At 71.1% G+C, this 22,111-nt stretch carries 20 protein-coding genes and 1 riboswitch; of the genes, 11 read left to right on the top strand and 9 right to left on the bottom strand.

Annotated features, from left to right (window positions below):
- Window positions 1-11 precede the first annotated feature (11 nt).
- A riboswitch (SAM riboswitch) is annotated at window positions 12-139 on the bottom strand.
- A 153-nt stretch (window positions 140-292) separates the two neighbouring features.
- Window positions 293-1,243 carry a glucosyl-3-phosphoglycerate synthase gene (locus tag OG623_RS15010; RefSeq protein ID WP_406151832.1) on the top strand — a complete coding sequence of 317 codons (951 nt, stop codon included), beginning with the start codon at window positions 293-295 and terminating at the stop codon, window positions 1,241-1,243.
- A gap of 64 nt (window positions 1,244-1,307) precedes the next feature.
- On the top strand, window positions 1,308-2,684 hold the full coding sequence (locus OG623_RS15015) for a trehalose-6-phosphate synthase (RefSeq protein WP_406146969.1): 1,377 nt from the start codon (window positions 1,308-1,310) through the stop codon (window positions 2,682-2,684).
- 40 nt (window positions 2,685-2,724) lie between these two features.
- On the opposite strand, the gene otsB is transcribed toward OG623_RS15015, so the two are convergent.
- The 4 genes from otsB to OG623_RS15035 all read right to left on the bottom strand — a co-directional run bounded on the left by otsB (window position 2,725) and on the right by OG623_RS15035 (window position 6,929).
- Window positions 2,725-3,567 (bottom strand): trehalose-phosphatase, encoded by an 843-nt coding sequence (gene otsB, locus OG623_RS15020; RefSeq protein WP_406146971.1) that lies wholly within the window; start codon window positions 3,565-3,567, stop codon window positions 2,725-2,727.
- A gap of 62 nt (window positions 3,568-3,629) precedes the next feature.
- Complete coding sequence (locus OG623_RS15025) at window positions 3,630-5,087, bottom strand: hypothetical protein (RefSeq protein WP_406146973.1); 1,458 nt, start codon at window positions 5,085-5,087, stop codon at window positions 3,630-3,632.
- Between the two features lie 224 nt (window positions 5,088-5,311).
- Entirely contained in the window at window positions 5,312-5,632 is a 321-nt protein-coding gene (locus OG623_RS15030) for a DUF3263 domain-containing protein (protein WP_406146974.1), read from the bottom strand.
- A 22-nt stretch (window positions 5,633-5,654) separates the two neighbouring features.
- Window positions 5,655-6,929 carry an extracellular solute-binding protein gene (locus OG623_RS15035; RefSeq protein WP_406146975.1) on the bottom strand — a complete coding sequence of 425 codons (1,275 nt, stop codon included), beginning with the start codon at window positions 6,927-6,929 and terminating at the stop codon, window positions 5,655-5,657.
- A gap of 235 nt (window positions 6,930-7,164) precedes the next feature.
- Between OG623_RS15035 and OG623_RS15040 the strand changes: the two genes are divergently transcribed.
- The 3 genes from OG623_RS15040 to OG623_RS15050 all read left to right on the top strand — a co-directional run bounded on the left by OG623_RS15040 (window position 7,165) and on the right by OG623_RS15050 (window position 10,339).
- On the top strand, window positions 7,165-8,058 hold the full coding sequence (locus tag OG623_RS15040) for an ROK family protein (RefSeq protein ID WP_406151834.1): 894 nt from the start codon (window positions 7,165-7,167) through the stop codon (window positions 8,056-8,058).
- Window positions 8,058-9,212 carry an N-acetylglucosamine-6-phosphate deacetylase gene (nagA, locus tag OG623_RS15045; protein WP_406146976.1) on the top strand — a complete coding sequence of 385 codons (1,155 nt, stop codon included), beginning with the start codon at window positions 8,058-8,060 and terminating at the stop codon, window positions 9,210-9,212. The genes OG623_RS15040 and nagA overlap by 1 nt, the downstream gene beginning before the upstream one ends.
- Window positions 9,213-9,406: 194 nt before the next feature.
- On the top strand, window positions 9,407-10,339 hold the full coding sequence (locus OG623_RS15050; protein ID WP_406146978.1) for a 1-phosphofructokinase family hexose kinase: 933 nt from the start codon (window positions 9,407-9,409) through the stop codon (window positions 10,337-10,339).
- 18 nt (window positions 10,340-10,357) lie between these two features.
- Here OG623_RS15050 and OG623_RS15055 read toward each other — a convergent pair whose 3' ends face one another.
- Window positions 10,358-11,308: an NADP-dependent oxidoreductase gene (locus OG623_RS15055; RefSeq protein WP_406146979.1), complete on the bottom strand. Its 951-nt coding sequence runs from the start codon at window positions 11,306-11,308 to the stop codon at window positions 10,358-10,360.
- Window positions 11,309-11,356: 48 nt separating this feature from the next.
- Between OG623_RS15055 and OG623_RS15060 the strand changes: the two genes are divergently transcribed.
- Window positions 11,357-11,980 (top strand): TetR/AcrR family transcriptional regulator, encoded by a 624-nt coding sequence (locus tag OG623_RS15060; protein ID WP_406146980.1) that lies wholly within the window; start codon window positions 11,357-11,359, stop codon window positions 11,978-11,980.
- A 180-nt stretch (window positions 11,981-12,160) separates the two neighbouring features.
- On the opposite strand, the gene OG623_RS15065 is transcribed toward OG623_RS15060, so the two are convergent.
- Window positions 12,161-13,273 (bottom strand): saccharopine dehydrogenase NADP-binding domain-containing protein, encoded by a 1,113-nt coding sequence (locus OG623_RS15065; protein ID WP_406146982.1) that lies wholly within the window; start codon window positions 13,271-13,273, stop codon window positions 12,161-12,163.
- Between the two features lie 93 nt (window positions 13,274-13,366).
- On the opposite strand from OG623_RS15065, the gene OG623_RS15070 reads away from it, so the two are divergent.
- The gene (locus OG623_RS15070; RefSeq protein WP_406146983.1) at window positions 13,367-14,005 is read left to right on the top strand and encodes a TetR/AcrR family transcriptional regulator; all 639 of its coding nucleotides are present in this window, start codon (window positions 13,367-13,369) and stop codon (window positions 14,003-14,005) included.
- 65 nt (window positions 14,006-14,070) lie between these two features.
- Here the strand turns inward: OG623_RS15070 and OG623_RS15075 are convergent, their stop codons facing one another.
- On the bottom strand, window positions 14,071-15,081 hold the full coding sequence (locus OG623_RS15075) for a carbohydrate-binding protein (protein WP_406146984.1): 1,011 nt from the start codon (window positions 15,079-15,081) through the stop codon (window positions 14,071-14,073).
- Window positions 15,082-15,213: 132 nt separating this feature from the next.
- On the bottom strand, window positions 15,214-16,869 hold the full coding sequence (gene cdgB, locus OG623_RS15080; RefSeq protein WP_406146985.1) for a diguanylate cyclase CdgB: 1,656 nt from the start codon (window positions 16,867-16,869) through the stop codon (window positions 15,214-15,216).
- Window positions 16,870-17,238: 369 nt separating this feature from the next.
- Between cdgB and OG623_RS15085 the strand changes: the two genes are divergently transcribed.
- Window positions 17,239-17,745, top strand: a complete 507-nt coding sequence (locus tag OG623_RS15085) for a flavin reductase family protein (protein ID WP_406146987.1) — start codon at window positions 17,239-17,241, stop codon at window positions 17,743-17,745.
- Window positions 17,746-17,835: 90 nt separating this feature from the next.
- Here the strand turns inward: OG623_RS15085 and arfB are convergent, their stop codons facing one another.
- Window positions 17,836-18,270 carry an alternative ribosome rescue aminoacyl-tRNA hydrolase ArfB gene (gene arfB / locus OG623_RS15090; protein WP_267074401.1) on the bottom strand — a complete coding sequence of 145 codons (435 nt, stop codon included), beginning with the start codon at window positions 18,268-18,270 and terminating at the stop codon, window positions 17,836-17,838.
- Between the two features lie 172 nt (window positions 18,271-18,442).
- On the opposite strand from arfB, the gene OG623_RS15095 reads away from it, so the two are divergent.
- The 3 genes from OG623_RS15095 to OG623_RS15105 all read left to right on the top strand — a co-directional run bounded on the left by OG623_RS15095 (window position 18,443) and on the right by OG623_RS15105 (window position 22,060).
- Complete coding sequence (locus OG623_RS15095) at window positions 18,443-19,018, top strand: TerD family protein (protein ID WP_406146988.1); 576 nt, start codon at window positions 18,443-18,445, stop codon at window positions 19,016-19,018.
- Window positions 19,019-19,292: 274 nt separating this feature from the next.
- A complete protein-coding gene (locus tag OG623_RS15100; protein ID WP_406146989.1) occupies window positions 19,293-20,879 on the top strand; it encodes a M4 family metallopeptidase in 1,587 nt (528 codons plus the stop codon).
- Window positions 20,880-20,998: 119 nt separating this feature from the next.
- A complete protein-coding gene (locus tag OG623_RS15105) occupies window positions 20,999-22,060 on the top strand; it encodes a hypothetical protein (RefSeq protein ID WP_406146990.1) in 1,062 nt (353 codons plus the stop codon).
- Window positions 22,061-22,111: the final 51 nt, after the last annotated feature.

Here is a 22,111-nt window from a genome sequence, read left to right on the forward strand (position 1 = left end):
GAGGCCCTTTCTCCTCATCTTCCCTGCGACGTATTTCGCCACAAGACGGAATTGGCACCTTCCCCACCGTGACCTCGCGGTCGGCAGGAGGGTTGCCGGGACTTCGACGGGCCGTTCCCTCTGTCCCTCTGGATGAGCGCTGTGGCACCGGACCATGGATCCGGGCGTTTATTCGCGGACCGACCCCGACATGCGAGGGTCATCCGCGTTGTTCAAGACTGTAACCGAAGCAGCGGACGGTTGAGGTAGTCGTCCGAACCGCGAGATGGATCACATACAGGGAGTACCGACCGTGCTGGAAGAGGTGGAACGCTGGCTGACCAGGCGTTCCTGGTCAGCCGCCGACCGCCCGCTCGGCCTGCTCACAGCCGCGCGGGCGAGGGATCCGCACCGCTCGCGCGTCAGCGTCGTCCTGCCCGCGCTGAACGAGGAGGCGACGGTCGGCGCGATCGTCACGGAGATCCGGCGCGAGCTGATGGAGAAGGTCCAGCTCGTGGACGAACTGGTGGTGATCGATTCGGGATCCACCGACGCCACGTCCGACGAGGCGCGGCGGGCCGGCGCCCACGTCGTGCACCGTGACGCCGTACTCCCCCGGATCCCCGCGCTCCCCGGCAAGGGCGAGGTGCTGTGGCGGTCACTGTTGGTGACCGGCGGGGACATCGTCTGCTTCGTCGACGCGGACCTCAAGGACTTCTCGGCGGACTTCGTCTCCGGGATCATCGGCCCGCTGCTGACCGACCCCTCGGTGGACTTCGTCAAGGCGATGTACGACCGCCCGCTCGGTGAAGCCGCAGGCCAGGGCGGCCGGGTGACCGAGCTGGTGGCCCGCCCGCTGCTCAATCTGCACTGGCCGCGCCTGGCCGGTTTCGTCCAGCCGCTGGGCGGTGAGTACGCGGTACGGCGCTCCCTGCTGGAGCAGCTCCCCTTCCCTGTCGGTTACGGAGTGGAGCTGGGCCTGCTCGTCGACGCGCTGCACACGGCCGGCCTGGACGCACTGGCCCAGGTCGACGTCGGCGTACGCAGACACCGCCACCAGGACGGCCAGGCGCTCGGCCGGATGGCAGCCGCGATCTACCGCACGGCGCAGCTGCGGCTCTCCCGGGGCCCCCTGGTGCGCCCCGAGCTCACCCAGTTCGAGCGGGGCCCGGACGGATTCGTCCCGCGCACCCATGCGGTGGACACCGAGGAGAGGCCGCCGATGCGGGAGATCGCCGAGTACGCCTCCCGCCACGCGGCGTAGTGGCTTCCGCTGGAGGGACCGGCTTCACGTTTGGCGGCTTCCCCGACGGGCTAGGTTCGGGTACATGGTCTCCGAGCACGCTGCCCAGGTCCTCGTCGCGTCCAACCGCGGCCCGGTGTCGTACGCACGTCGGGAGGACGGCACGCTCCACTCGAAGCGGGGCGGCGGCGGGCTCGTGTCCGGTCTGAGCGCGGTCGACGACAAGCTGTGGGTCTGCGCGGCCCTCGGCGAAGGCGACCGCGAGGCGGTCAGGCGCGGTGTGTCCGAGCCGGGTGTCCGGATGCTCGACATCGACGCCGGGGTCCATGCCGACGCGTACAACGGCATCGCGAACTCGGTGCTCTGGTTCGTCCACCACATGATCTACGAGACGCCGGTGGAGCCCGTCTTCGACGCGGAGTTCCGCCGGCAGTGGGCGTCCTTCGAGACGTACAACCGCGCCTTCGCCGACGCGCTCGCCGAGGAAGCCGGCGACGGCGCCTCGGTCCTGGTGCAGGACTACCACCTCTCGCTGGTCCCCGGCATGCTCCGCGAGCTCCGCCCCGACCTGCGGATCGGCCACTTCTCGCACACCCCCTGGGCGCCCGTCGACTACTTCCGGCTGCTGCCCGACGACATCGGCGAGCAGCTCCTCAACGGCATCCTGGGCGCCGACCGCGCCGCGTTCCTGACCCGCCGCTGGGCGGACGCCTTCATCAGCTGCTGCACGGAGATCATCGGCGGCACCGGCCGCACCCGGATCGGGGTGCACGGGCTCGGCGCCGACGCGGACTTCCTGCGCCGCCGCTCCCACGAGGCGGACGTGGACGAGCGCATGGAGATCCTGCGGGAGCAGGTGGGTGCGGACCGGCGCACGATCGTGCGCGTGGACCGCACGGAGCTCTCGAAGAACATCGTCCGCGGACTGCACGCCTACCGCGCGCTGCTGGACGAGCGCCCCGAGTGGCGCGGGCGTGTGGTGCACATCGCCTTCGCCTACCCCTCCCGGCAGGACCTCGCGGTCTACCGCCACTACACGGCGGAGGTCCAGCGGGTCGCCGACGCGGTCAACGCGGAGTACGGCACCGAGGGCTGGACGCCCGTCCTGCTCCATGTCGACGACGACTTCGCCCGCTCCCTGGCGGCGTACCGGCTGGCGGACGTGGCCCTGGTCAACCCGATCCGCGACGGCATGAACCTGGTCGCCAAGGAGGTCCCGGTCGTCTCGGACCACGGCTGCGCGCTGGTGCTCTCCCGCGAGGCCGGGGCGTACGAGGAGCTGGGCGAGGACTCGCTCGTGATCAACCCGTACGACGTGTCGGCGACGGCCGCCGCGCTGCACGAGGCGCTCACGATGGACCCCGACGAGCGGGGCGCCCGCTCGAAGCGCCTGGCCACCGCCGCGACGGCGCTGCCGCCGCAGCAGTGGTTCCTGGACCAGCTGGACGCGTTGCGCGCCTAGGGTGTGTCTGACCTCAGGCGCCCCTGGGGCCCCGGGCGCCCTAGGTGAGCTGCCGGGCGACGGCGTGAAGGAGGCCCGCCACCGCTGCCGGGTCCGGGAGCAACAGGTCGGCGCGGTCGGCGAGTTCGGGGACCCCGGTGCCGCTGCACACCAGCAGTCCCGCGGTCCCGTCGGCGCGGAGCTTCTCCACGGCGGCGTACGCGGCCAGGTCACCGAGGTCGTCGCCGGCGTACAGCACCGTCTCCGCGCCGGTCTCCTTCACGTACTCCTCGAGCGCCACACCCTTGTCCATGCCCGGCGGGCGCAACTCGAGGACGAGGCGGCCCGGTTCGACGATCAGGCCGTGCCGCGCGGCCAGGCTGTCCAGGGGGGCGCGCAGCGACTCGAAGGCCGCCTCCGGGTCGGCGGCGCGGCGGGTGTGCACCGCGACCGCGCGGCCCTTCTCCTCGATCCAGGCGCCGTCGCCGGCGCCGGCCCCCTCCAGTACGGCCGGGAGCTCCGCCAGGGCGGCCTCGACCCCCGGGTCGGGCGGCGGGGCGTGGACGGTGGCGGTCGAGGCGTCCCAGCGTTCGGCGCCGTAGTGACCGAGTACGACGAGATGGTCGAGGCCCGGCGCTCCGGCGAAGCCGCCGTAGCGCACGGCGGTGCCGGCCGGGCGGCCCGTGATCACGGCGACTGCGGCGACCTGGGGGGCGAGCGCGGAGAGGGCCGGGACCACCGAGGGGTGCGCCCGGGACTGCTCCGGGTCCGGGACGATGTCGGCGAGCGTGCCGTCGAAGTCCAGCGCGACGACCGCGCGGGCGGGACGGGCGAGGAGTGCGGCGAGGCCTTCGCGGCCGGCCTGGGTGGACGGGGTCGGGATGGGGTGTGCCGGGTTACCCATGGCCCGAGCGTAGCGGTGACCGGGCGGGCGGTGCGGTCCGCGCCGCGCGCGTTCCCCGGCTGTCACCCCGAAGCCAGCTGCTCCGCTATCTCCTGGATCCAACCGGAGCTCTTCGCCGGGTCGTTGAGGGTCTCGACCCATGCCTCGGGCTCCAGCTTGTGCTTGGCGGGGCCGGCTTTGAGTGCGATGAGCAGGGCCCTGGCGGACTCCCGCATCTCGTCCGTCGTGCCGTCGCTCCCGGCGATGGCGGGGCCCGCCGCCAGCGCGTAGATCTCGCGTGCCATGGCCTGGCGCTCGCCCTTCGACACCTTCTTCCAGAACTTCAGGGCATGCGCCAGCGAGTCCGTGCGGGACGCCTCCGCCGGGGTCTCGCCCGCCGGCGCCCAGCGCTCCGGGTGGCGGACCTCCTCGTAGCGCTTCGTGGCGGCGCGGAGTGCCTTGTACATGGTGACGCCGAAGACGAGACCGGCCCCGGCCCCGGCGAGGCCCCATCCGACCGGGTTGCTCGCCAGCAGGCCCGTTCCCGCCGCGACCGCCGTCACGATGCCGGCCGCGGCCTTGGTGGACTCGCCGCCGCCGCTGACCGCCTCCTTGCCGATCTTGGTGAGCTGCTTCTTCTTGGCGTACCCCTGCGCCGTGCTCAGCTTCTCCACGTCCTTCTCGGCGCGCTGGAGGCTCTCGGCGGCTTCACGGGCCTCGTCCATCGCCTCCTGGGCGGCGTCGACAGCCTCGGAGACGGCTTCGAGGCCGCCGCCCTGATCCTCGGGCCTCCAGTACGCGTCCAGTGCGACGTAGGCCTCCGCCGCTGCCCAGTTGGCCTGCACCCGCGACTCGTCCAGCCTGGCCAGCGAGGCCTCGTGGACGAGATGGGGATCCCCCAGCGCCTTGACCTGCTTGTACTTGCGGGCCGCGCCCCCGATGCGGAAGGCGGACCTGGTCGCCTTGATCGCGCCGATGGAGGCGCTGGCGATGCCGCTCGCCTCGGCGGACACCGCGGCGTCCGCCGCCTTCTGGACCTTGGTCGCCTCCTTGGCGATGCCGGCGCTGTAGCTTCCCGAACCGGCCGCGCTGACGACCGCGTCGGTCCCCTTGGTCTTGGCCTTCTTGTTCGCGACGTGGTGGCCGGCCCCGGTCTTCTGCTTCCTGGCGCCCAGCAGGTTCTTGTACGCGTCCATGCCGCTGGCCAGGGCGCCGGCGCTCTCCGTGAGGAGGTTGCCCGACGCGGCGGAGACTCCCGAGATCGCGGCGCTGTTCTTGAGCCCCTCGTCGGCCGCGGCTGCGGCCTGCTGGGTGAGGCCCGCGTTGGTGGGGGTCTGGAAGCCCTTGACGAAGGTGTCGATGGGTTCGAGGTTCTTCTTGAACCTGTCGATGAGGCCAGCGATCCGGTCGCGGTAGTTCTTCTTCCCCTTGGCTCCCTCGGGGCCCCGGGCCCGCTGTACCGCCGCGGTCGCCGCCCGGTTGCCCGCGCGGGACTGCATCTCCAGGAGGGCGTGCTCCGTCGGCCGTACGGAGGCACCCACCGCCCGGCTCCCCGTCCGACGCTGCCGGACCGGCATCGGGGCGGACCGCTGTGCCGGGGGGTGAGGGACCGGGGTGCTCATGGACGTGCCTCTCCTGCGACGGACCGTTCCTGCGGCGGACCGGGAGAGGGGAGAGTAGCCAGGCCGGGCCAACGGAAGGGGTGCGGCAGGAAAACTCTGCGGGTGGCACGGAACGCGCCTGTCGTGGCCCGGCCCCTGGCGCCTCAGCGGCGCCCGCGTCTCGCGTCCCTGACCCGTCGCAGGCGGTTCACCGTCACCGGATCCGCCTCCAGCGCACGGCGGTCGTCAAGGAGCGCGTTGAGCAACTGGTAGTAGCGGACCGGCGAGATGCCCAGCTCCTCCCTGATCGCCCGCTCCTTCGCCCCGGGGCCCGGCCAGGACCGCCGCTCCACGGCCAGCACCGCGCGCTCCTGGGCGGAGAGCGGGGCCGCGGAGTCGGAGGATCCGGAGCCGGGGCAGTCGGGGTCGGGGGAGCCGGGGTCAGGGGAGTCGGAGTCGGGGGAATCAGGAGGACCAGCGGTCATATGAACCAACCTACCCAGCTGCCTAGCTCGCGCTCTCCGCCTGCCGTGCCTCGGTCGCGATCTCCCCGAGCACACTCTCCGGGCTGCCACCGGGCTCGACCGCGGAGCCGATCTTCTCCTTGATGGTCTCGCTGGCCTGCGCCCAGGACGTCTTGCCGAACGGGTACAGCTGCGAGTTCGGCAGGGCCGACAGGAACGGGCGGAGCGACTTGTGCTTGTCGTCGGTCTCCATCGCGGTGGACGCACTGGTGGTCACGGGCAGCAGGTCGTACTGATCGGCGAAGGACAGCACGTTCTCGTCCGTGTAGGCGAAGTCGAGGAACGTGCCGATCTCGGCGCGGTGGCCGTTCTGCTTGAAGCCCATCATCCAGTCGGCCACGCCCATCGAGCCCTCGGTCGGCCCGTCGACCCCGGGCAGCGGGACCATGCCGACCTCGATGCCCTTCTTCTCCGCGTCCTGCATCAGCGTCGGGTGGCCGTTGAGCATGCCCACATCGCCCTTGGTGAACGCGTCGAAGGCCTTCGCCCGGTCGAGCTTGCCGGGGGCGACGGGGCCGGTGAGGCCCTTGCCGACGAGGTCGTTCTTCAGCCAGTTGAGGGTCGCCGTGTTGGCCGCCGAGTCGATGTCGTAGTTGCCTACGTCGTCCGTGTAGCCGCCGCCCCCGCTGAGCAGCCACATCAGGGTTTCGGCCTGGGACTCCTCCTGGCCGAGCGGCAGGGCGAAGGGATAGGTCACACCGCCCTGCTTGAGCGCGGCGGCGTCGCTCCTGATGTCGTCCCAGGTCTGCGGGGCCCCGAGACCCGCCTTGGCGAACAGGCCCTTGTTGTAGAAGAGGAGCCGGGTGCTGGCCACGAACGGCAGGCCGTACACGGTGCCGTCGACCTCACCCGCGTCGGTGAGCGAGGGCAGGAAGTTGGACCCCGTGCGGATGGCGACCATGTCGTCGGCGGGGTAGAGCTTGCCCGCCTTGGCGTAGTCGGCGTACGCCCCGATCTGCGCGATGTCGGGGGCCTTGCCGGCCTTCACCATCTCGGCGACCTTGCGGTCGACGTCCTTCCACGAGTAGACGCTGACCTCGACCTTGATCTTCGGGTTGGTCTTCTCGAACTTCGCAGCCACGTCGTCCCAGTACTTCTGGGAGCTGTTCTGCGCACCGGTGCCGTAATCGGCCGCCACCAGCCGCAGGGTGACGTCGCCTCCGGTGTCCGAGCCGCACCCCGACAACGTTGCCGTCATACCGAGTGCGGCCACCGCCGCGGTCAGTCCCACAATGCGCCGCTGCACAGCCTTGCCCATCTCTTGATCGTTCGACGCAGGGCGCCGCATGAGGCGACGGTCCCGCGTTCCTTGCTCACCCCCGCACGGAGGTCTAAACCAGTCACACGGGGACCGGTCAATCTAGCAGGGCTGTTCAGGGCGTTTTGTATGGGTGCTCAACAAACCGCGCTAGTGGACTAGACCTTTTAGGGGTCGACGGGCGAAACTGTCTCCCGTGAGACACGTCATCGCCCTCGATGTGGGCGGCACAGGAATGAAGGCCGCTCTGGTCGGGGCCGGCGGCGCCCTGCTCCACGAGGCGCGCAGGGCCACCGGCAGGGACCGCGGGCCCGAGGCGGTCGTGGAGTCGATCCTGAACTTCGCCACCGAGCTGTACTCCTACGGCGAGGAGCGCTTCGGTGAGGGCGCCGTCGCCGCCGGGGTCGCGGTGCCCGGCATCGTCGACGCGGACCGGGGGACAGCCGTCTACTCCGCCAATCTGGGCTGGCGCGACGTGCCCCTGCGCAAGCTGCTCGGCGAACGGCTCGGCGGCACGCCCGTCGCGCTCGGCCACGACGTCAGGACCGGCGGCCTCGCCGAGGGGCGGATCGGCGCCGGCCGGGGAGCGGACCGCTTCCTGTTCGTGCCGCTGGGCACCGGGATCGCGGGTGCCATCGGCATCGGGGGCTCCATCGAGGCGGGCGCCCACGGTTACGCGGGCGAGATCGGCCACATCGTGGTCCGTCCCGACGGGCCGGACTGCGGCTGCGGCCAGCGCGGCTGTCTGGAGACCCTCGCATCGGCCGGCGCCGTGTCCAAAGCCTGGGCCGCCGCGTCCGGCGACCCCGGCGCGGACGCCGCCGGCTGCGCGAAGGCCGTCGCCTCCGGCGACCCGGTGGCCCTGCGCGTATGGCAGGACGCCGTCGACGCGCTCGCCGCCGGACTGGTCACCGCACTCACTCTGCTGGACCCCCGCACGCTCATCATCGGTGGCGGTCTTGCCGAGGCAGGAGAAACCTTGTTCACACCACTGCGTGCGGCCGTCGAGGAACGGGTCACGTTCCAGAAGCTGCCCCACATCGTCCCGGCGGCCCTCGGGGACACCGCCGGATGCCTGGGCGCAGGGCTGCTCGCCTGGGATCTACTCTCCACGGAGGTATCCGCCTGATGGCCGGACGCGCAGACAGCACGGTTCTCACAGGGGCCCGGGTGGTACTTCCCACCGGCACCGTCGAGAACGGCCGGGTGATCGTCGAGGGCACCCGGATCGCCGGCAGCACGCGGGAGGACGCCAGGACCGTCGACCTCTCGGGCCACTGGGTGGTTCCCGGATTCGTCGACACGCACAACCACGGCGGCGGCGGAGCGTCCTTCGCCACCGGCACCGCCGATGACGCCCTGACCGGAGCGCGCGCGCACCGCGAACACGGCACGACGACCGTCGTCGCCTCCACAGTCACCGGCGACATGGACTTCCTGGCCCGTCAGGCCGGCATGCTCTCCGAGCTGGTCGAGCAGGGCGAGCTCGCCGGAATCCACTTCGAGGGCCCCTTCATCTCCCCGTGCCGCAAGGGCGCCCACAGCGAGGCGCTCCTGCGCGACCCCGACCCGGCCGAGGTCCGCAAGCTGCTCGAAGCGGCACGCGGGAGCGCCAGGATGGTCACCCTGGCCACCGAGCTCCCGGGCGGCATCGAGTCCGTACGGCTGCTCGCTGAGCACGGGGTGATCGCCGCCGTCGGCCACACGGACGCGACGTACGAGCAGACCGTCGAGGCGATCGACGCGGGCGCCACCGTCGCCACGCACCTCTTCAACGCGATGCCCCCCTTCGGCCACCGCGCCCCCGGGCCGATCGGGGCGCTCCTCGAGGACGAGCGGGTCACCGTCGAGCTGATCAACGACGGTACGCATCTGCATCCCGCAGCCCTGGAGCTCGCCTACCACCACGCGGGTGCCGACCGGGTCGCGCTGATCACCGACGCGATGGACGCGGCCGCGGCGGCCGACGGGTTCTACGAACTGGGACCGCTCGCCGTCGAGGTCAAGGAGGGTGTCGCGCGGCTGGTCGAGGGCGGTTCGATCGCGGGCTCCACTCTCACCCTGGACACCGCCTTCCGCAGGGCGGTGACGATCGACCGGATCCCCGTCGAGGACGTCGTACGGTCCATCTCCGCCAACCCGGCCAGGCTCCTCGGCCTGTACGACAGGGTCGGCTCGCTCGACCCGGGCAAGGACGCCGACCTGGTGGTCCTGGACGCGGACTTCGTGCTGAAGGGCGTCATGCGCCGGGGCGAGTGGATCGTGCGGCCCCCTGCCGTCTGACAGCCGGCCCGGAAGGGCGGCCCGTCCCGCGCGACGGTCCGTGGAACACGTGACAGCCTGTGGAACACGTAACGAAGAGACGGCGGTTGTCCCGGAAACCTGGGACGACCGCCGCCTCTTTGGCATGATCACCGGGACAGTGCCGCGGGGAGACGGCGCGCGACGGACGACCAAGGAACCGGGGGACGGTACAGGTGATACTCACCGTCACGCTGAACACGGCACTCGACCTGACGTACTCCGTACCCGCCCTCGTCCCGCACAGCAGCCACCGTGTCCACGAGGTGAGCGAACGCCCCGGCGGCAAGGGCGTCAACGTGGCCCGGGTGCTCGCGGCGCTCGGGCACGACACCGTGATCACGGGCTTCGCGGGCGGCGCCACCGGAGCCGTCCTGCGCGAGCTGCTCGGGGAACTCCCCCACCGCCCCGCCGACGCACTGGTCACCGTCGCGGGCAACACCCGCCGCACCCTCGCCGTCGTCGACGGTTCCAGCGGTGACACGACCCAGCTCAACGAGCCGGGACCACACATCGGCGCCGGTGAATGGGCTTCCTTCCTGGGGACGTTCGGGGAGCTGCTGGCCGGCGCCGACGCCGTCGCCCTCTGCGGCAGCCTGCCACCCGGCATCCACGTCGGCGCGTACGCGGAGCTCGTCCGGCTCGCCCGGTCCGCCGGCGTACCCGTGCTCCTGGACACCGGCGGCGAACCCCTGCGCCGTGGCATCGCCGCCCGCCCCGATCTCGTCAAGCCGAACGCCGACGAACTCGCCCAGCTCACCGGCGCCCGCGAGCCGCTGCGCGCCACCCGCGACGCCCGCCGCCGTGGCGCGCACAGCGTCGTCGCCTCGCTCGGCGCCGACGGGCTCATCGCCGTCACCCCCGAGGGCGTCTGGCAGGCCGCACCGCCCTCCGCCGTACGGGGCAATCCGACGGGCGCGGGCGACTCCGCCGTGGCCGGGCTGTTGTCCGCCCTGGTCGAAGGGCTGGGCTGGCGCGAGCGGCTGACCCGCGCGGTGGCCCTGTCGGTGGCGACCGTACTGGCACCGGCGGCCGGCGAGTTCGACCTCGCCGCCTACGAGGACCTGCTGCCCCGGGTCACCGTCGACCGGCACGCCCCGGCCGTCTGAACCGTCCCGCGCGGCCTGTCAGTTCACCAGCACGATCTTCCCCCGGGCATGCCGGCCCTCGCTCAGTTCATGCGCGGCGGCGGCCTCGTCGAACGGGAACGCAGCCGCGACCGGTATGCGCAGCCGGCCCTCATGGGCGAGCGTGACCGCCGCCGCGAGGCCGTGCACCGCCAGCGGGTCGGCCGAGGCCCTCACCGCATCGCCGGTGTCATCGGCCGGTGCCCCGTGCGACAGATGCACCCCGTGGGCCGCCGCGCCGAGATCCGCGATCGTCACCACGCGTGCCGGGTCCCCGGCCACGGCGACCAGGTCGGGCAGTGCTCCTCCGGCGCAGTCGAACACGGCGTCCACCCCGGCCGGCGCCAGCGCGCGCACCCGCTCGACGAGCCCCGCGCCGTAGGTCGTCGGCTGCGCGCCGAGCGAGCGCAGGAAGGCGTGGTTGCGCTCGCTCGCCGTACCGATGACGGTGGCACCGCGCGCGACCGCGAACTGGACCGCGACGCTCCCCACCCCGCCGGCCGCACCCTGCACGAGCACGGTGTGCCCGGCGTCGACGGCGAGCCGGTCGAGCACCCGGGTGGCCGTCTCCACGGCGCCGGCGGCTCCGCCCGCCTCCTGCCAGCTCCAGCCGGCCGGCTTGGGCGCCCAGGCCGTCAGAACCGCGAAGTCGGCGTTGGCGCCCCGGGTGGCCGGGTCGGTCATGCCGAACACCTCGTCGCCGGTGCGCACACCGGTGACGCCGTCGCCGACCTCGTCGACCACCCCCGCGGCGTCGAACCCGGTCCGGTAGGGGAACGTCAAGGGCACCACGTCACGCATCGCCCCGGACCTGATGCGCATCTCCCCTGCCGAGATCCCGGAGGCCCGTACCGCGACGCGGATCTCGTGCGGCCCTGCGTGCGGCGCCTCGACCTCGGCGACATGCACCACATCGGGCGGACCGTATGCGTCGAACTGAATCGCTCTCATGCGCCGAACGTAACGGAGCGCCCCGTCCGTTTGGCTAAAGTGAGAGTGATGACCGGACAAGTGGGAACGCCCCTGCGCTCGGACGCCCGCGACAACCGCGGACGCATCCTCGCGGTCGCCCGTACGGCGTTCGCCGCCGAAGGCATCGATGTGCCGATCCGGGAGATCGCCCGGCGCGCGGAGGTCGGGGTGGCCACCGTCTACCGGCACTTCCGGACCAAGGAGGAGCTGCTGGCCGATGCCTTCGCCGAGCAGATGGCCTCGTGTTCCGCGGTCATGGAGGAGGGCCTGGCGGAGCCCGATCCCTGGCGTGGGTTCTGCCGGGTGATCGAGAGGCTCATGGAGGTGCACGCCCTCGACCGGGGCTTCGCCCGCGCGTTCACCTCGCAGCTCCCCCGGGTCGCCGGCTTCGCCGACGAGCGCGACCGCACGTTGCGCATGATGTACGAACTGGTGCGGCGCGCGAAGGAGACGGGCTCCCTGCGGGCGGACTTCGTGGTGGAGGACATCAGCCTGGCGCTGATGGCGAACGAGGGCATCCGCGCCGAGTCGCCCGGAATGAGAGCTGCGGCGTCGCGGCGCTTCGCCGCCCTGATGATCCAGTCGTTCCGGGCGGACCCGGTGGCACCGGCACCGCTCCCACCGGCCGTCCGGCTGCCCCTGTCGCGCTGAGGGCGGCCTGTCCTTCCAGGAAGCCCCGCCCGGTCGCGACGTGCCGCTGTCGGCGAATTCCCGCCCTGTCACGACGTCCCGCTTCCGGTGAATTTCCGCCCGGTCGTGACGTACCGACCTGCCGCGAAGTACCACTGTCCGCGAAGTGCCGCCCGTTCACGGCGTGCCGCCCTGCCGCGCTCAGCCGGACACGAACTCACCCCCGGCCGCGGTGGCCAGAGCGGGTCCGAAAGCCGCCGTCGGGGTGTAGGCGCCGGGTTCGGCCTCGCCGCGTGCCAGCCGCAGGGCGGTCTCCGTGGCGACGTCGGCCGTGTAGTCCATGCCGTCACCGGCGCGCAGCCAGCCCTCGCGACTGGTGCCGTCGGACCACGTGACGACAGCGTGCCCCCAGGAGTGCTGTCGGGGCCTGGGAGTGGCCCGCCCTGTCATCCGTGCCATCCGGCGGACAGCGAGCCGGCGCAGGGTCGGGACGGACAGCAGCGTCCCCAGCAGGGGCAGTACGGCCCGGACGCCAGGTGAGGCCGGGGCCAGTGCGGACGTCACGGTGACGGACGGCGCTCCGCTCGCCAGCCGGGCGGCCACGAGCTCGCCCGCCGGGACACCGGCCGACCTCACGCGCTGCCCGTCGGGCAGGGAGAGGTGCTGCGGGCTCCCGCCGATCCTGGCCCTGACCAGCCGGCCGTTCTCGTAGCGGCGCCCGCCGGTGGTCAGCACGTCGACGACGGAGAGGGCGAAGGCGGTGCCCATGGCCCCGGCCTCGACCGCCACCGACGCCAGGGCGTCCACCCGCACCTCGTGCGGAGTGGGCCGGCCCTCGCAGAGTGTCGCCACGACCGCCTCGGTCGCCAGGACGCCGAAACCCGCGCCGGTCACCAGGGTGCTGCCCGCGGCCCTCGCGTCCTGGTGCAGGCCGAGCAGCAGGGGGATGGCGGTCAGATCGGCGGCCAGGTCCACGTAGTGCCCGCCCGGCATGCAGGCTCGGGCGATCAGCGTGCCCGTCGCTGCGTAGTCACCGATGGTGTTGACGACCACGGAGGGCCGCTGCCGCGTGATCTCGGCGGCGATGCGTTCCGCCGTGCCGGCGACGACGGTCCTCGGCCCGGCGTCCGGGCCGAGAGCCGCCCCGGCCGTGCGCAGACGCTCCTCGTCACGCCCCACCAGCACGGGCACGACTCCCTGGGCCACGAGGCGCCCGGCGACCGCACGGCCGATCCGGCCCGCGGCTCCCAGGATCCACACCTCGTCGGTCCGCCTGCCTCGCACCGCTTCGTCCGACGTCGTCCCGCTCGGCATCGTGATCACTCCCGCCCTTGCGATGTCTCACTGTGTCATCACCGAGGCTAGCACCGATGACACAGTGAGACATCAGCTTGGTAGGATCGGACCATGTCGAGATGGGATCCCGGGACGGAAGAGCGCCTCAAGAAGGCCGCACTGGAGCTGTGCGGCGAGCACGGATACGACAGCGTCACCGTGTCGCAGATCGCCGAGCGCGCCGGAATCACCCGGCGTTCCTACTTCCGCTACTTCCCCGACAAACGCGAAGTCCTGTTCGCCGGCTCCGAGCAGCTGCCCGTCGCGGTGGCCGCCGCTGTCCTGGACGCCGAAAAGGGCCTCTCCCCCCTGTCGACGGCGCTCGACGCCCTCACCCGGGTCGGCGCCCAGCTCGCCGGGCTCATCGACCACGCCGCGGAACGCCGCGCCGTGATCAACAGCAGCGCGGAACTCCAGGAACGCGAGCGCACCAAGCACGCCGCGGTCACCACGGCGATACGGGACGGGCTCCGACAGCGCGGAGTGGATCCCGACAGAGCCGGCCTCGCTGCCCAGATCGCAACGGTCGTCTTCCAGAACGCGTTCGCCCGGTGGGTCGACTCCGAGGGACGGGCCGACCTCCCGTCCTGCCTCCGGACCGTCACCGCGACGGTCCGCGAAACCCTGACCGACGACGAACAGCCGAAAACACCGCGTCCCGGCTCGCTGGGCGATGACCGGGACGACGGTGTTGTTGCCGGGGACTCCTGAGCGGGCGGGGCTGCTCCTGAGCGGCGGGGGCTCCTGAGCGGCGGGGCTCCTGAGCGGGCGGGCGGTCAGCCCTTGACGTGGCCCGACTTCAACGACAGCTGGTCGAGGTTGGCGTCACACGAGTCGCCCTCGTTGCAGGACAGCATCAGGGTGTTCGACCCTTCCTTCAGCTGCACGAAGGCGTAGGTGTTCGTCCAGCCCTTCTCCAGATCGCCTTCCGCGGCCTGCGCATAGTTCTTCATGTTGATCGCGCGGGGGTCCTCGTCGTTGACCGTGAGGGACGTCTTGGCGTCCTTGCCCGGCACCCCGTACGTCACGAACAGCGTGTACTCGCCGCCCTTCGGCACCTCGACCGTCCAGGTCGCCGACCGGCCGACCTCGTTGAGGCTGATGTACTGGCCGTTGGCGCTCTTGGCGCCCTTGACCGTGTTGTCCAGGGCTGCCGTACCGCCGAGCGTCAGCGTCGCCGCGTCCTGCTCGGGCAGATCGACGGGCTTCTCGGACGCGTCGGCGGACTTCTCCGGCTCCGGGGACTCCTGGACCTCCTCGGCCGGGCCCTCCGACGAACCGGCCTCGGCCTTCTTGTCCCCGTTGTCGTCGCCCGTCATCAGCGCGGCACCGATACCGATCAGCACCACCGCGACCACGGCGACAGCCGCGATCAGCAGCGCCTTGGTGTTGGGACCGCCACGGCCGGGACCTGAATTCCTGCCGTCCCTGCCGTCCCCGCCCCCGCCGTACGGCGGGACCTGGCCCTGCGCCATGGGAGCGCCGGGATAGGTCTCCGGCGCCGCGTACTGCGCGTTCGGCTGCCCGTACTGCTGGTTCGGCTGGCCGTACTGCTGGGACTGCTGTCCGTACGCCTGCTGCGGCGGGACCTGCCCGTACTGGCGCTCACCGACCGTCCGCACCTGGTTGTACGACGTCCTGGGCACGCCGGGCTGCGCGGCCGGGCCCGGGTAGCCGTATCCACCCTGCCCGGGCGGCTGCGCGCCTGCCGCCTGTCCGTCCGCGTACAGGTAGCCGAACGGATCGTCGTCCTCGGGCTTGCTCGCGCCGTTGTTTCCGGCCGTCATCCCTGGGTCACTCCTCACCATGTCGCCAGCCGTCGCCGACCGGCCGAGCCTACCCCGAACGGAGCACGCGTCGAATTGCCATCGGTCCCCCGGAAAACCGGGCGGTGTACGGGGACAGCCGGGGCATGAACGTCAGCCGGCTCTGCGGTGAACCTTCGACCGGGACCGCTTCTCCACATACATCCGCTGGTCGGCGGAGTGCAGGACCTCTTCCTCGGTCATGCCGCACTCGGCCCAGCCGATACCGAAGCTCGCCCCGACCCTGACCGCCCGGCCGTCCACCCGGATGGGCGGAATAATGGCATTACGCAAGCGTACGGCCAGATCTGCGGCGTCTGCCGACCCGAGACCGTCCGCGAGGACGACGAATTCGTCACCCCCGAGCCGAGCGACGGTGTCACCGTCCCGTACGCAGGTGGTCAGCCGCCTGGCGACCTCGATGAGAACCGCGTCACCCGCGTGATGCCCGAAACGGTCGTTGATGGACTTGAAGCCGTCCAGGTCGCAGAAGAGCACCGCGAGCCCCTTGGCCCCGTCGTCGCGGGCCGGATCGGGCGCCACGATGTGCACATGGTGGTCGTAGGGTCCGACACCCGGAGCCACATCCCCCTCGTGGCCGTCCGCCCGGTAGCCGTGGGCCGTGCTCTCGACGTCGCCGTAGGCGGCGTCCAGCGCCTCGATCGCGGTGGAGGTCACGGCGTGAGGCCTCTCACACAGCCGCGCGCCGAGCCGGGCGCGCAGCTCGGCGCTGTTGGGCAGACCGGTGAGCGCGTCGTGCGAGGCGCGGTGCGCGAGGTGCAGCTCGTTGCGCTTGCGCTCCTCGATGTCCTCGACATGGGTGAGCAGGAAGCGGGGGCCGTCGGTGGTGTCGGCGACGACGGAGTTGCGCAGGGAGACCCAGAGATACGTGCCGTCCCTGCGGCCGAGCCGCAGCTCCGCCCGGCCGCCCTCCGCGGAGGTGCGCAGCAGGGTGCCGATGTCCTCGGGGTGGACGAGGTCGGCGAAGGAGTAGCGGCGCAGGACGGACGCGGGGCGTCCCATGAGGCGGCAGAGCGCGTCATTGGTGCGCAGCAGCCTGCCGTTCTGCTCGCCCCCGATCTCTGCGATGGCCATGCCGCTGGGCGCGTACTCGAAGGCCTGCCGGAAGGACTCCTCGCTGGCTCGCAGCGCCTGCTGTTCGCGCTCCAGTCTGACCAGGGCGCGCTGCATGTTTGCTCGGAGCCGAGCGTTACTGATCGCAATGGCTGCCTGGGATGCATACATCTGGAGGGCTTCACGGCCCCAGGCGCCGGGACGGCGGCCGTTGCGCGGCCGGTCGACCGAGAGGACCCCGAGGAGATCGAGGCTTCCCCCGCCGGAGGCGTACATGGGGGCGTAGAGGCGGTCCAGGGGGTGCCACTCGTCCTCGAAGCGGGGCTCGGGCCCGTCGGTGTGCCACTGCGGTACGTCGTCGTCGAGGAGCACCCAGCCCTCGGTGTGCGGTATGAACCGGAGCTCGTCCCAGGCCTCACCCATCGACAGCCTGCGCTCCCAGGACTCACGGGAGCCGACACGGCCGGTGATCAGGGATTCCGCGGCCCTGTTGCCGGCGAACGCGGCGACGACCAGATCGCCGTCGGGCCGGACGAGATTCACGCAGCCCAGTTCGTACCCGAGGCCGGCGACGATGCCGTCGGCCACGGACTGCAGCGTGTCCGCCAGGCTCCGCGCCGTATTGAGATCAGCGACGGCCTGGTGCAACTGCCGCATGGTCGCAAGGCGGACGTACGGCTCCGACTCGGCCTCCATTGCTCGCACTCCCTGAGACCTCGACAGCAACTCCAGGTTTCATATCGACGTACTTGTTGCACTGTCACGGCCACTGAATCACAGTGAGCTGTGCACCCGGTACACAGGGTCAACAAATATTGCTCTCTGTGACTCAAGTCACAACAGATGGTAAAGAGTTGTTCGAGGCACCCCCAGGGACTGCTGTTGTTCTCCACAAGCAAATCGCCGCCCTTCGGGCCGCCCCCGACCATCCCAGGACCGAGGTCCTAGGACCCGGCTGGTCCTGTGGCCCGATGCGACGGCGCATACCGCGGGACTAGCGTGCCCGGTGTGCTGCAGAAGACTCCCTCCACCTCGCGATCCGAAGCCGTCCCCCATGCTGAAGGGGTGAGCAACGACGAATTCCGTGCCGCCCTGTCCCGTCTGGCCGCGGGCGTGGTGCTGGTCACCGCGCAGGAGCCGCCGCTGGAGGAGGACGGCAGGGGCGAGGACGTCGGGATGACGGCGACCGCCTTCATGTCGGTGTCCCTGGACCCGCCGCTGGTCATGGTCAGCCTGCGCAACGACTCACGGATGGACGACCTGCTGGCCGAACAGCCCCTGTGGGCGGTGTCGGTGCTCGCACAGAGCCAGCGGCAGATCGCCGGCCGGTTCGCCATGAAGGGGCGGATCAGTGACCGGCTGCTGTTCGAGGACATCCCCTGCACACGAGGCGACGCCACGGGCGCGCTCCTGATGGGCGGGGCGCTGGCCACCCTGGAGTGCCGCACGGAGCAGCGGGTCCCTGCGGGCGACCACATGCTGGTGATCGGCCGGGTGCTGACGGCGTCGCTGCCGAGCTCGGACGGCGAGCCGCTGACGTACTTCAAGGGCCGCTACCGGCAACTGGGCTGACCACCGGCCCCCTTCGCGGCGGGCCTTCCCCCACGGGGCCGCTCGCGGGGCGGGCTTCTCCCCCACCAGCCCCTCGCGGCGGGCTCCGCCCTACCAGTCGCGGCCGGAGCGCCCGCGCTTCGTGTCGCCGCGCTGCTTCTTCTCGCGCAGCCTGCGCTCGTTGATCCCGCGCGGGATCTTCTTCTTGAGGCGCGGCTTGGGCGGTGGCGCGGTGGCCTCGGCCAGGAGCGCGGCGAGCCGCACGGCGGCCGTCTCACGGTTGCGCCACTGCGAGCGGTGCTCCGATGCGCGTACGGACACGACACCGCCGACCAGGCGGCTCGCGAGGCGTTCGAGCGCACGGGCCTTCCACACCTCGGGCAGGGAATCGGTCGCCGCGAGGTCGAAGCGGAGCTCCACCTGGGAGTCGCTCGTGTTGACGTGCTGCCCGCCGGGCCCGGAGGACCGCGAGAAACGCCACATGAGTTCGGCCTCCGGCAGGGAGACCGAACCGCGGATGACATAGGGCCCGGACATGACACCCATGTTCCCTGGCCCGCGGCTGGTTCGTCACCTTGTTTTGCGCGCCTTCGGCCGGAAATTCGGCAAAGAAAGTAAAGCGAACAGGAACCTCGTAGTCTCTTGCCTGCGTTAGGACGGGTGACGGTAGCTTTCGTGATGGCACGAAGCCCGCACACGACGAGGAAAGGGACTTCCCATGGCTGTAAGCCTGTCCAAGGGCGGCAACGTCTCGCTCACCAAGGAGGCCCCGGGCCTGACCGCCGTCACGGTCGGCCTCGGCTGGGACGTCCGCACCACCACCGGTACGGACTTCGACCTCGACGCCTCGGCGATCGCTGTCAACGCCTCCGGTCAGGTCTACTCCGACGGCCACTTCGTCTTCTTCAACAACAAGGCGACGCCGGACCAGACCATCGTCCACACCGGTGACAACGTCACGGGCCAGGGCGAAGGCGACGACGAGCAGATCAACGTCAACCTCGCGGGCCTCCCGGCGGACATCGACAAGATCGTCTTCCCGGTCTCCATCTACGACGCCGAAGCGCGCAGCCAGAACTTCGGCCAGGTGCGGAACGCCTTCATCCGCATCATCAACCAGGCCGGCGAGACCGAGATCGCCCGCTACGACCTGAGCGAGGACGCCGCCACCGAGACCGCCATGGTCTTCGGCGAGCTCTACCGCAACGGCGCCGAGTGGAAGTTCCGCGCCGTCGGCCAGGGTTACGCCTCGGGCCTGAGCGGCATCGCCCAGGACTTCGGCGTCAACCTCTGAGGTAGCCGCCTCCCGCGAGCCCTCGTCCGACTCCGGTCGGCCGGGGGCTCGCGTGCGTCCGGGCGGTGTTCGCGCGACGCCGGGCCGACGCCAGGGCGGTGTTCGCGCGACGCCCGTAGCTGACTTCGCTTCATATAGCGGACACAGAACAACTCCAGTCGGACAAGAACTGGTCAAAAACTTGTGAGGTAATTGTTGGCGTCCGGTCAAAGTCGTTCATTCAGTGGCACGCTCTCTGCTCGTAACCCCCACAGGCACGAGCAACGGAGAAGGCATGACCCCCCACATGAACACCCGTCGCGCCGCCGCCCTGGCCGCAGCCGCAGCGATGGTCGTCGTCGGCATCCAGACCGGCACGGCAACGGCCGGTTCCCGGACCGCGGATGACACCGCCTCTTCCACCCGCGTCGCGGGAGCCGCCGCGCTCGGCGTGAACACGGCGACCCAGCGCGCCACCGCCCTCCAGGCCGCCCAGTCCGACGCCCCGGCCGCCGCGAAGTCCCTCGGACTCGGCAGCCAGGAGAAACTGATCGCCCGTGATGTGATCAAGGACGCCCACGGCACCGTCCACACCCGCTACGAGCGCACCTACGCGGGACTGCCGGTCCTCGGCGGCGACCTCGTCACCCACACCGCCGCCGACGGCGCGTCCAAGGGCGTGGACAAGGCCACCGACGCCCGCATCACCGTCCCCTCGACGCAGCCGAAGCTGAAGGCCGCGGCGAACGCGCGCACCGTCGTCTGGGCGGGCAGCGGCAAGCCCGCCCTCGCCTTCGAGACCGTCAAGACCGGTGTCCAGAAGGACGGCACGCCCAGCCGGCTGCACATCATCACGGACGCCACGACCGGCAAGCAGCTGCACAGCTACGAGGCCATCGAGACGGGCGCCGGCAACAGCCAGTACAGCGGTGAGGTCGAACTCTCCACCACCAAGAGCGGTTCGGGCTTCGAGCTGACCGACGGCGACCGCGGCGGCCACACGACGTACGACCTCAACCAGGGTGAGAGCGGCAAGGGCGACCTCATCACCGACGACGACGACACCTGGGGCGACGGCACCGGTGACGACCGCCAGACCGCCGCGGTCGACGCCCACTACGGCGCGGCGACGACCTGGGACTTCTACAAGTCGGAGCTGGGCCGCGACGGCATAGCCGGGGACGGCAAGGCGGCGTACTCCCGCGTCCACTACAGCAGCGGCTACGTCAACGCCTTCTGGGACGACAGCTGCTTCTGCATGACCTACGGCGACGGCGCCGACGACAAGAGCGCGCTCACCGCGGTCGACGTCGCCGGCCACGAGATGAGCCACGGCCTGACCGCCGCCACCGCCAACCTCGACTACTCCGGTGAGTCCGGCGGCCTCAACGAGGCGACCAGCGACATATTCGGCACCTCCGTCGAGTTCTTCGCCGACAACGCGAGCGACCCCGGTGACTACCTCATCGGCGAGAAGCTCGACATCAACGGCGACGGAACCCCCCTGCGCTACATGGACGAGCCGAGCAAGGACGGCGGCTCGGCGGACTACTGGGACGCCGACCTCGGCGACCTGGACGTCCACTACTCATCGGGTGTCGCCAACCACTTCTTCTACCTGCTGGCCGAGGGCAGCGGAGCCAAGACCATCGGCGACGTCGACTACGACTCCCCGACCGCCGACGGCTCCACGGTCGAGGGCATAGGCCGCCAGGCGGCCTACCAGATCTGGTACAAGGCGCTCTCCGTCTACATGACGTCGAGCACCGACTACGCGGACGCCCGTGTCGCGACCGAGAAGGCCGCCACCGACCTGTTCGGGGCAGACAGCACCGAAACCGCGGCCGTCGACGCCGCCTGGACCGCCGTCAACGTCAAGTAACGGTTCATCCACGGGAGTCGGCCGGCCTCGCGCCGGCCGACTCCCGCCGTCCACGCGCCGATGGAGCGCGAACCGGTCGTACTTGTATGTTGACGTGCGGGCAGCAACGCTCATCAGTCATGACCGAGCGGGCGGGGGCCGAAGCCATCGACGAGCACAACCTCGGTGACACACGCACGAGAAGCCGCAGCAAGCACCGCAGGGCGTGGCTGCTCACGGCCGGCGCCTGCGTACTTGCCCTGGCCGGCGCCACGGTGGCGACCAACACCAACGCTCTGGGGCCCCGTGAGCTGTGCGGCGGCCGTCTGAGCAGCGAGGACGCCGGGAACGGTCTCGACGGCTACGGCCGGGTGACCGGGAAGACCGATCACGTGGACAGCTGCTTCGTGGAGCAGTCCGGCTGGCTGCCGGGCGCCAAGGACGCGCAGGTGGCTCTTGAGCCGATGTCCGTCAACGCCGTCGATCCCTTCGGCAGAAAAGTGTGGGACATATCCGGTGCCCAGAACATCCTGCCGGGCGAACTGCCCGGCGCCTTCGACCAGCACGGCAACGGCTGGGTGGCTCTGCCGTCCGACTGCGCGTCCATAGGCGAGGGGACGGCACCGGGCTCCCGTACGGTCCTGCACGTCAATGTCAGGCGGGGGGACGTGGACCCGGTGGAACTCGCCCGGCTGGCCCGGTCGGCCGCCCGTGGGCTCGCCGCCGATCACGACTGCGCACCTCCCGTTCCGGATTCTGAGAAAGCCGGGACGGACCTCATCGAAGCGTCCGCGGTCACCAGAAGCGATCCAGCCGCAGTATGTGGCCTGACCGGCTTCACCCTCGCCGCCACGCCCCCTGCGGGCAGCCCCCTGCAGGAGCAGACCTCGGGCTCTCGCGACGACGCCTGGTTCTGCGACCTCTCCCTCGAACAACCCGCCCGGGACAAGGACCAGGATCACGGGGCCTTCGCCCGCCTCGCGATCATCCAGAACCCCACACTGCTGCCCGGCGCGAAGGAGCGGGAATTCGAGCATGCCGTCTGCGGCGGCAAGGAAACCTACTTCGCGACGGACAGCCTCACCTTCGAATGGGCCTCCCCGGAGACCGAGAAGGAACGCTCCGCAGCCTCCTTCTTTCCCGAGTCCGACGTATGGGACCGCTTCACCGCCGCCGCCCGCAAGGCACTCGCCTGCGACTGACCGGACGGGTGGGCCGCACTGGGCGAGCCGGACAGGGGCGTGCTGGCCGGG

Origin of the sequence: Streptomyces sp. NBC_01012 (assembly GCF_045162755.1) — a bacterium.
Classification (GTDB): Bacteria; Actinomycetota; Actinomycetes; order Streptomycetales; family Streptomycetaceae; genus Streptomyces.

Excerpts from the sequence above, each read along its gene's own strand:
- OG623_RS15030 (WP_406146974.1), bottom strand. The coding sequence starts at position 5,632 with ATGACCGCTGGTCCTCCTGATTCCCCCGACTCCGACTCCCCTGACCCC.
- OG623_RS15075 (WP_406146984.1), bottom strand. The coding sequence starts at position 15,081 with ATGACGGCCGGAAACAACGGCGCGAGCAAGCCCGAGGACGACGATCCG.
- OG623_RS15070 (WP_406146983.1), top strand. The coding sequence starts at position 13,367 with ATGTCGAGATGGGATCCCGGGACGGAAGAGCGCCTCAAGAAGGCCGCA.
- OG623_RS15060 (WP_406146980.1), top strand. The coding sequence starts at position 11,357 with ATGACCGGACAAGTGGGAACGCCCCTGCGCTCGGACGCCCGCGACAAC.
- OG623_RS15095 (WP_406146988.1), top strand. The coding sequence starts at position 18,443 with ATGGCTGTAAGCCTGTCCAAGGGCGGCAACGTCTCGCTCACCAAGGAG.
- OG623_RS15055 (WP_406146979.1), bottom strand. The coding sequence starts at position 11,308 with ATGAGAGCGATTCAGTTCGACGCATACGGTCCGCCCGATGTGGTGCAT.
- OG623_RS15065 (WP_406146982.1), bottom strand. The coding sequence starts at position 13,273 with ATGCCGAGCGGGACGACGTCGGACGAAGCGGTGCGAGGCAGGCGGACC.
- OG623_RS15040 (WP_406151834.1), top strand. The coding sequence starts at position 7,165 with ATGAAGGCCGCTCTGGTCGGGGCCGGCGGCGCCCTGCTCCACGAGGCG.
- OG623_RS15015 (WP_406146969.1), top strand. The coding sequence starts at position 1,308 with ATGGTCTCCGAGCACGCTGCCCAGGTCCTCGTCGCGTCCAACCGCGGC.
- arfB (WP_267074401.1), bottom strand. The coding sequence starts at position 18,270 with ATGGGTGTCATGTCCGGGCCCTATGTCATCCGCGGTTCGGTCTCCCTG.
- nagA (WP_406146976.1), top strand. The coding sequence starts at position 8,058 with ATGGCCGGACGCGCAGACAGCACGGTTCTCACAGGGGCCCGGGTGGTA.
- OG623_RS15105 (WP_406146990.1), top strand. The coding sequence starts at position 20,999 with ATGACCGAGCGGGCGGGGGCCGAAGCCATCGACGAGCACAACCTCGGT.
- OG623_RS15100 (WP_406146989.1), top strand. The coding sequence starts at position 19,293 with ATGACCCCCCACATGAACACCCGTCGCGCCGCCGCCCTGGCCGCAGCC.
- otsB (WP_406146971.1), bottom strand. The coding sequence starts at position 3,567 with ATGGGTAACCCGGCACACCCCATCCCGACCCCGTCCACCCAGGCCGGC.
- OG623_RS15035 (WP_406146975.1), bottom strand. The coding sequence starts at position 6,929 with ATGGGCAAGGCTGTGCAGCGGCGCATTGTGGGACTGACCGCGGCGGTG.
- cdgB (WP_406146985.1), bottom strand. The coding sequence starts at position 16,869 with ATGGAGGCCGAGTCGGAGCCGTACGTCCGCCTTGCGACCATGCGGCAG.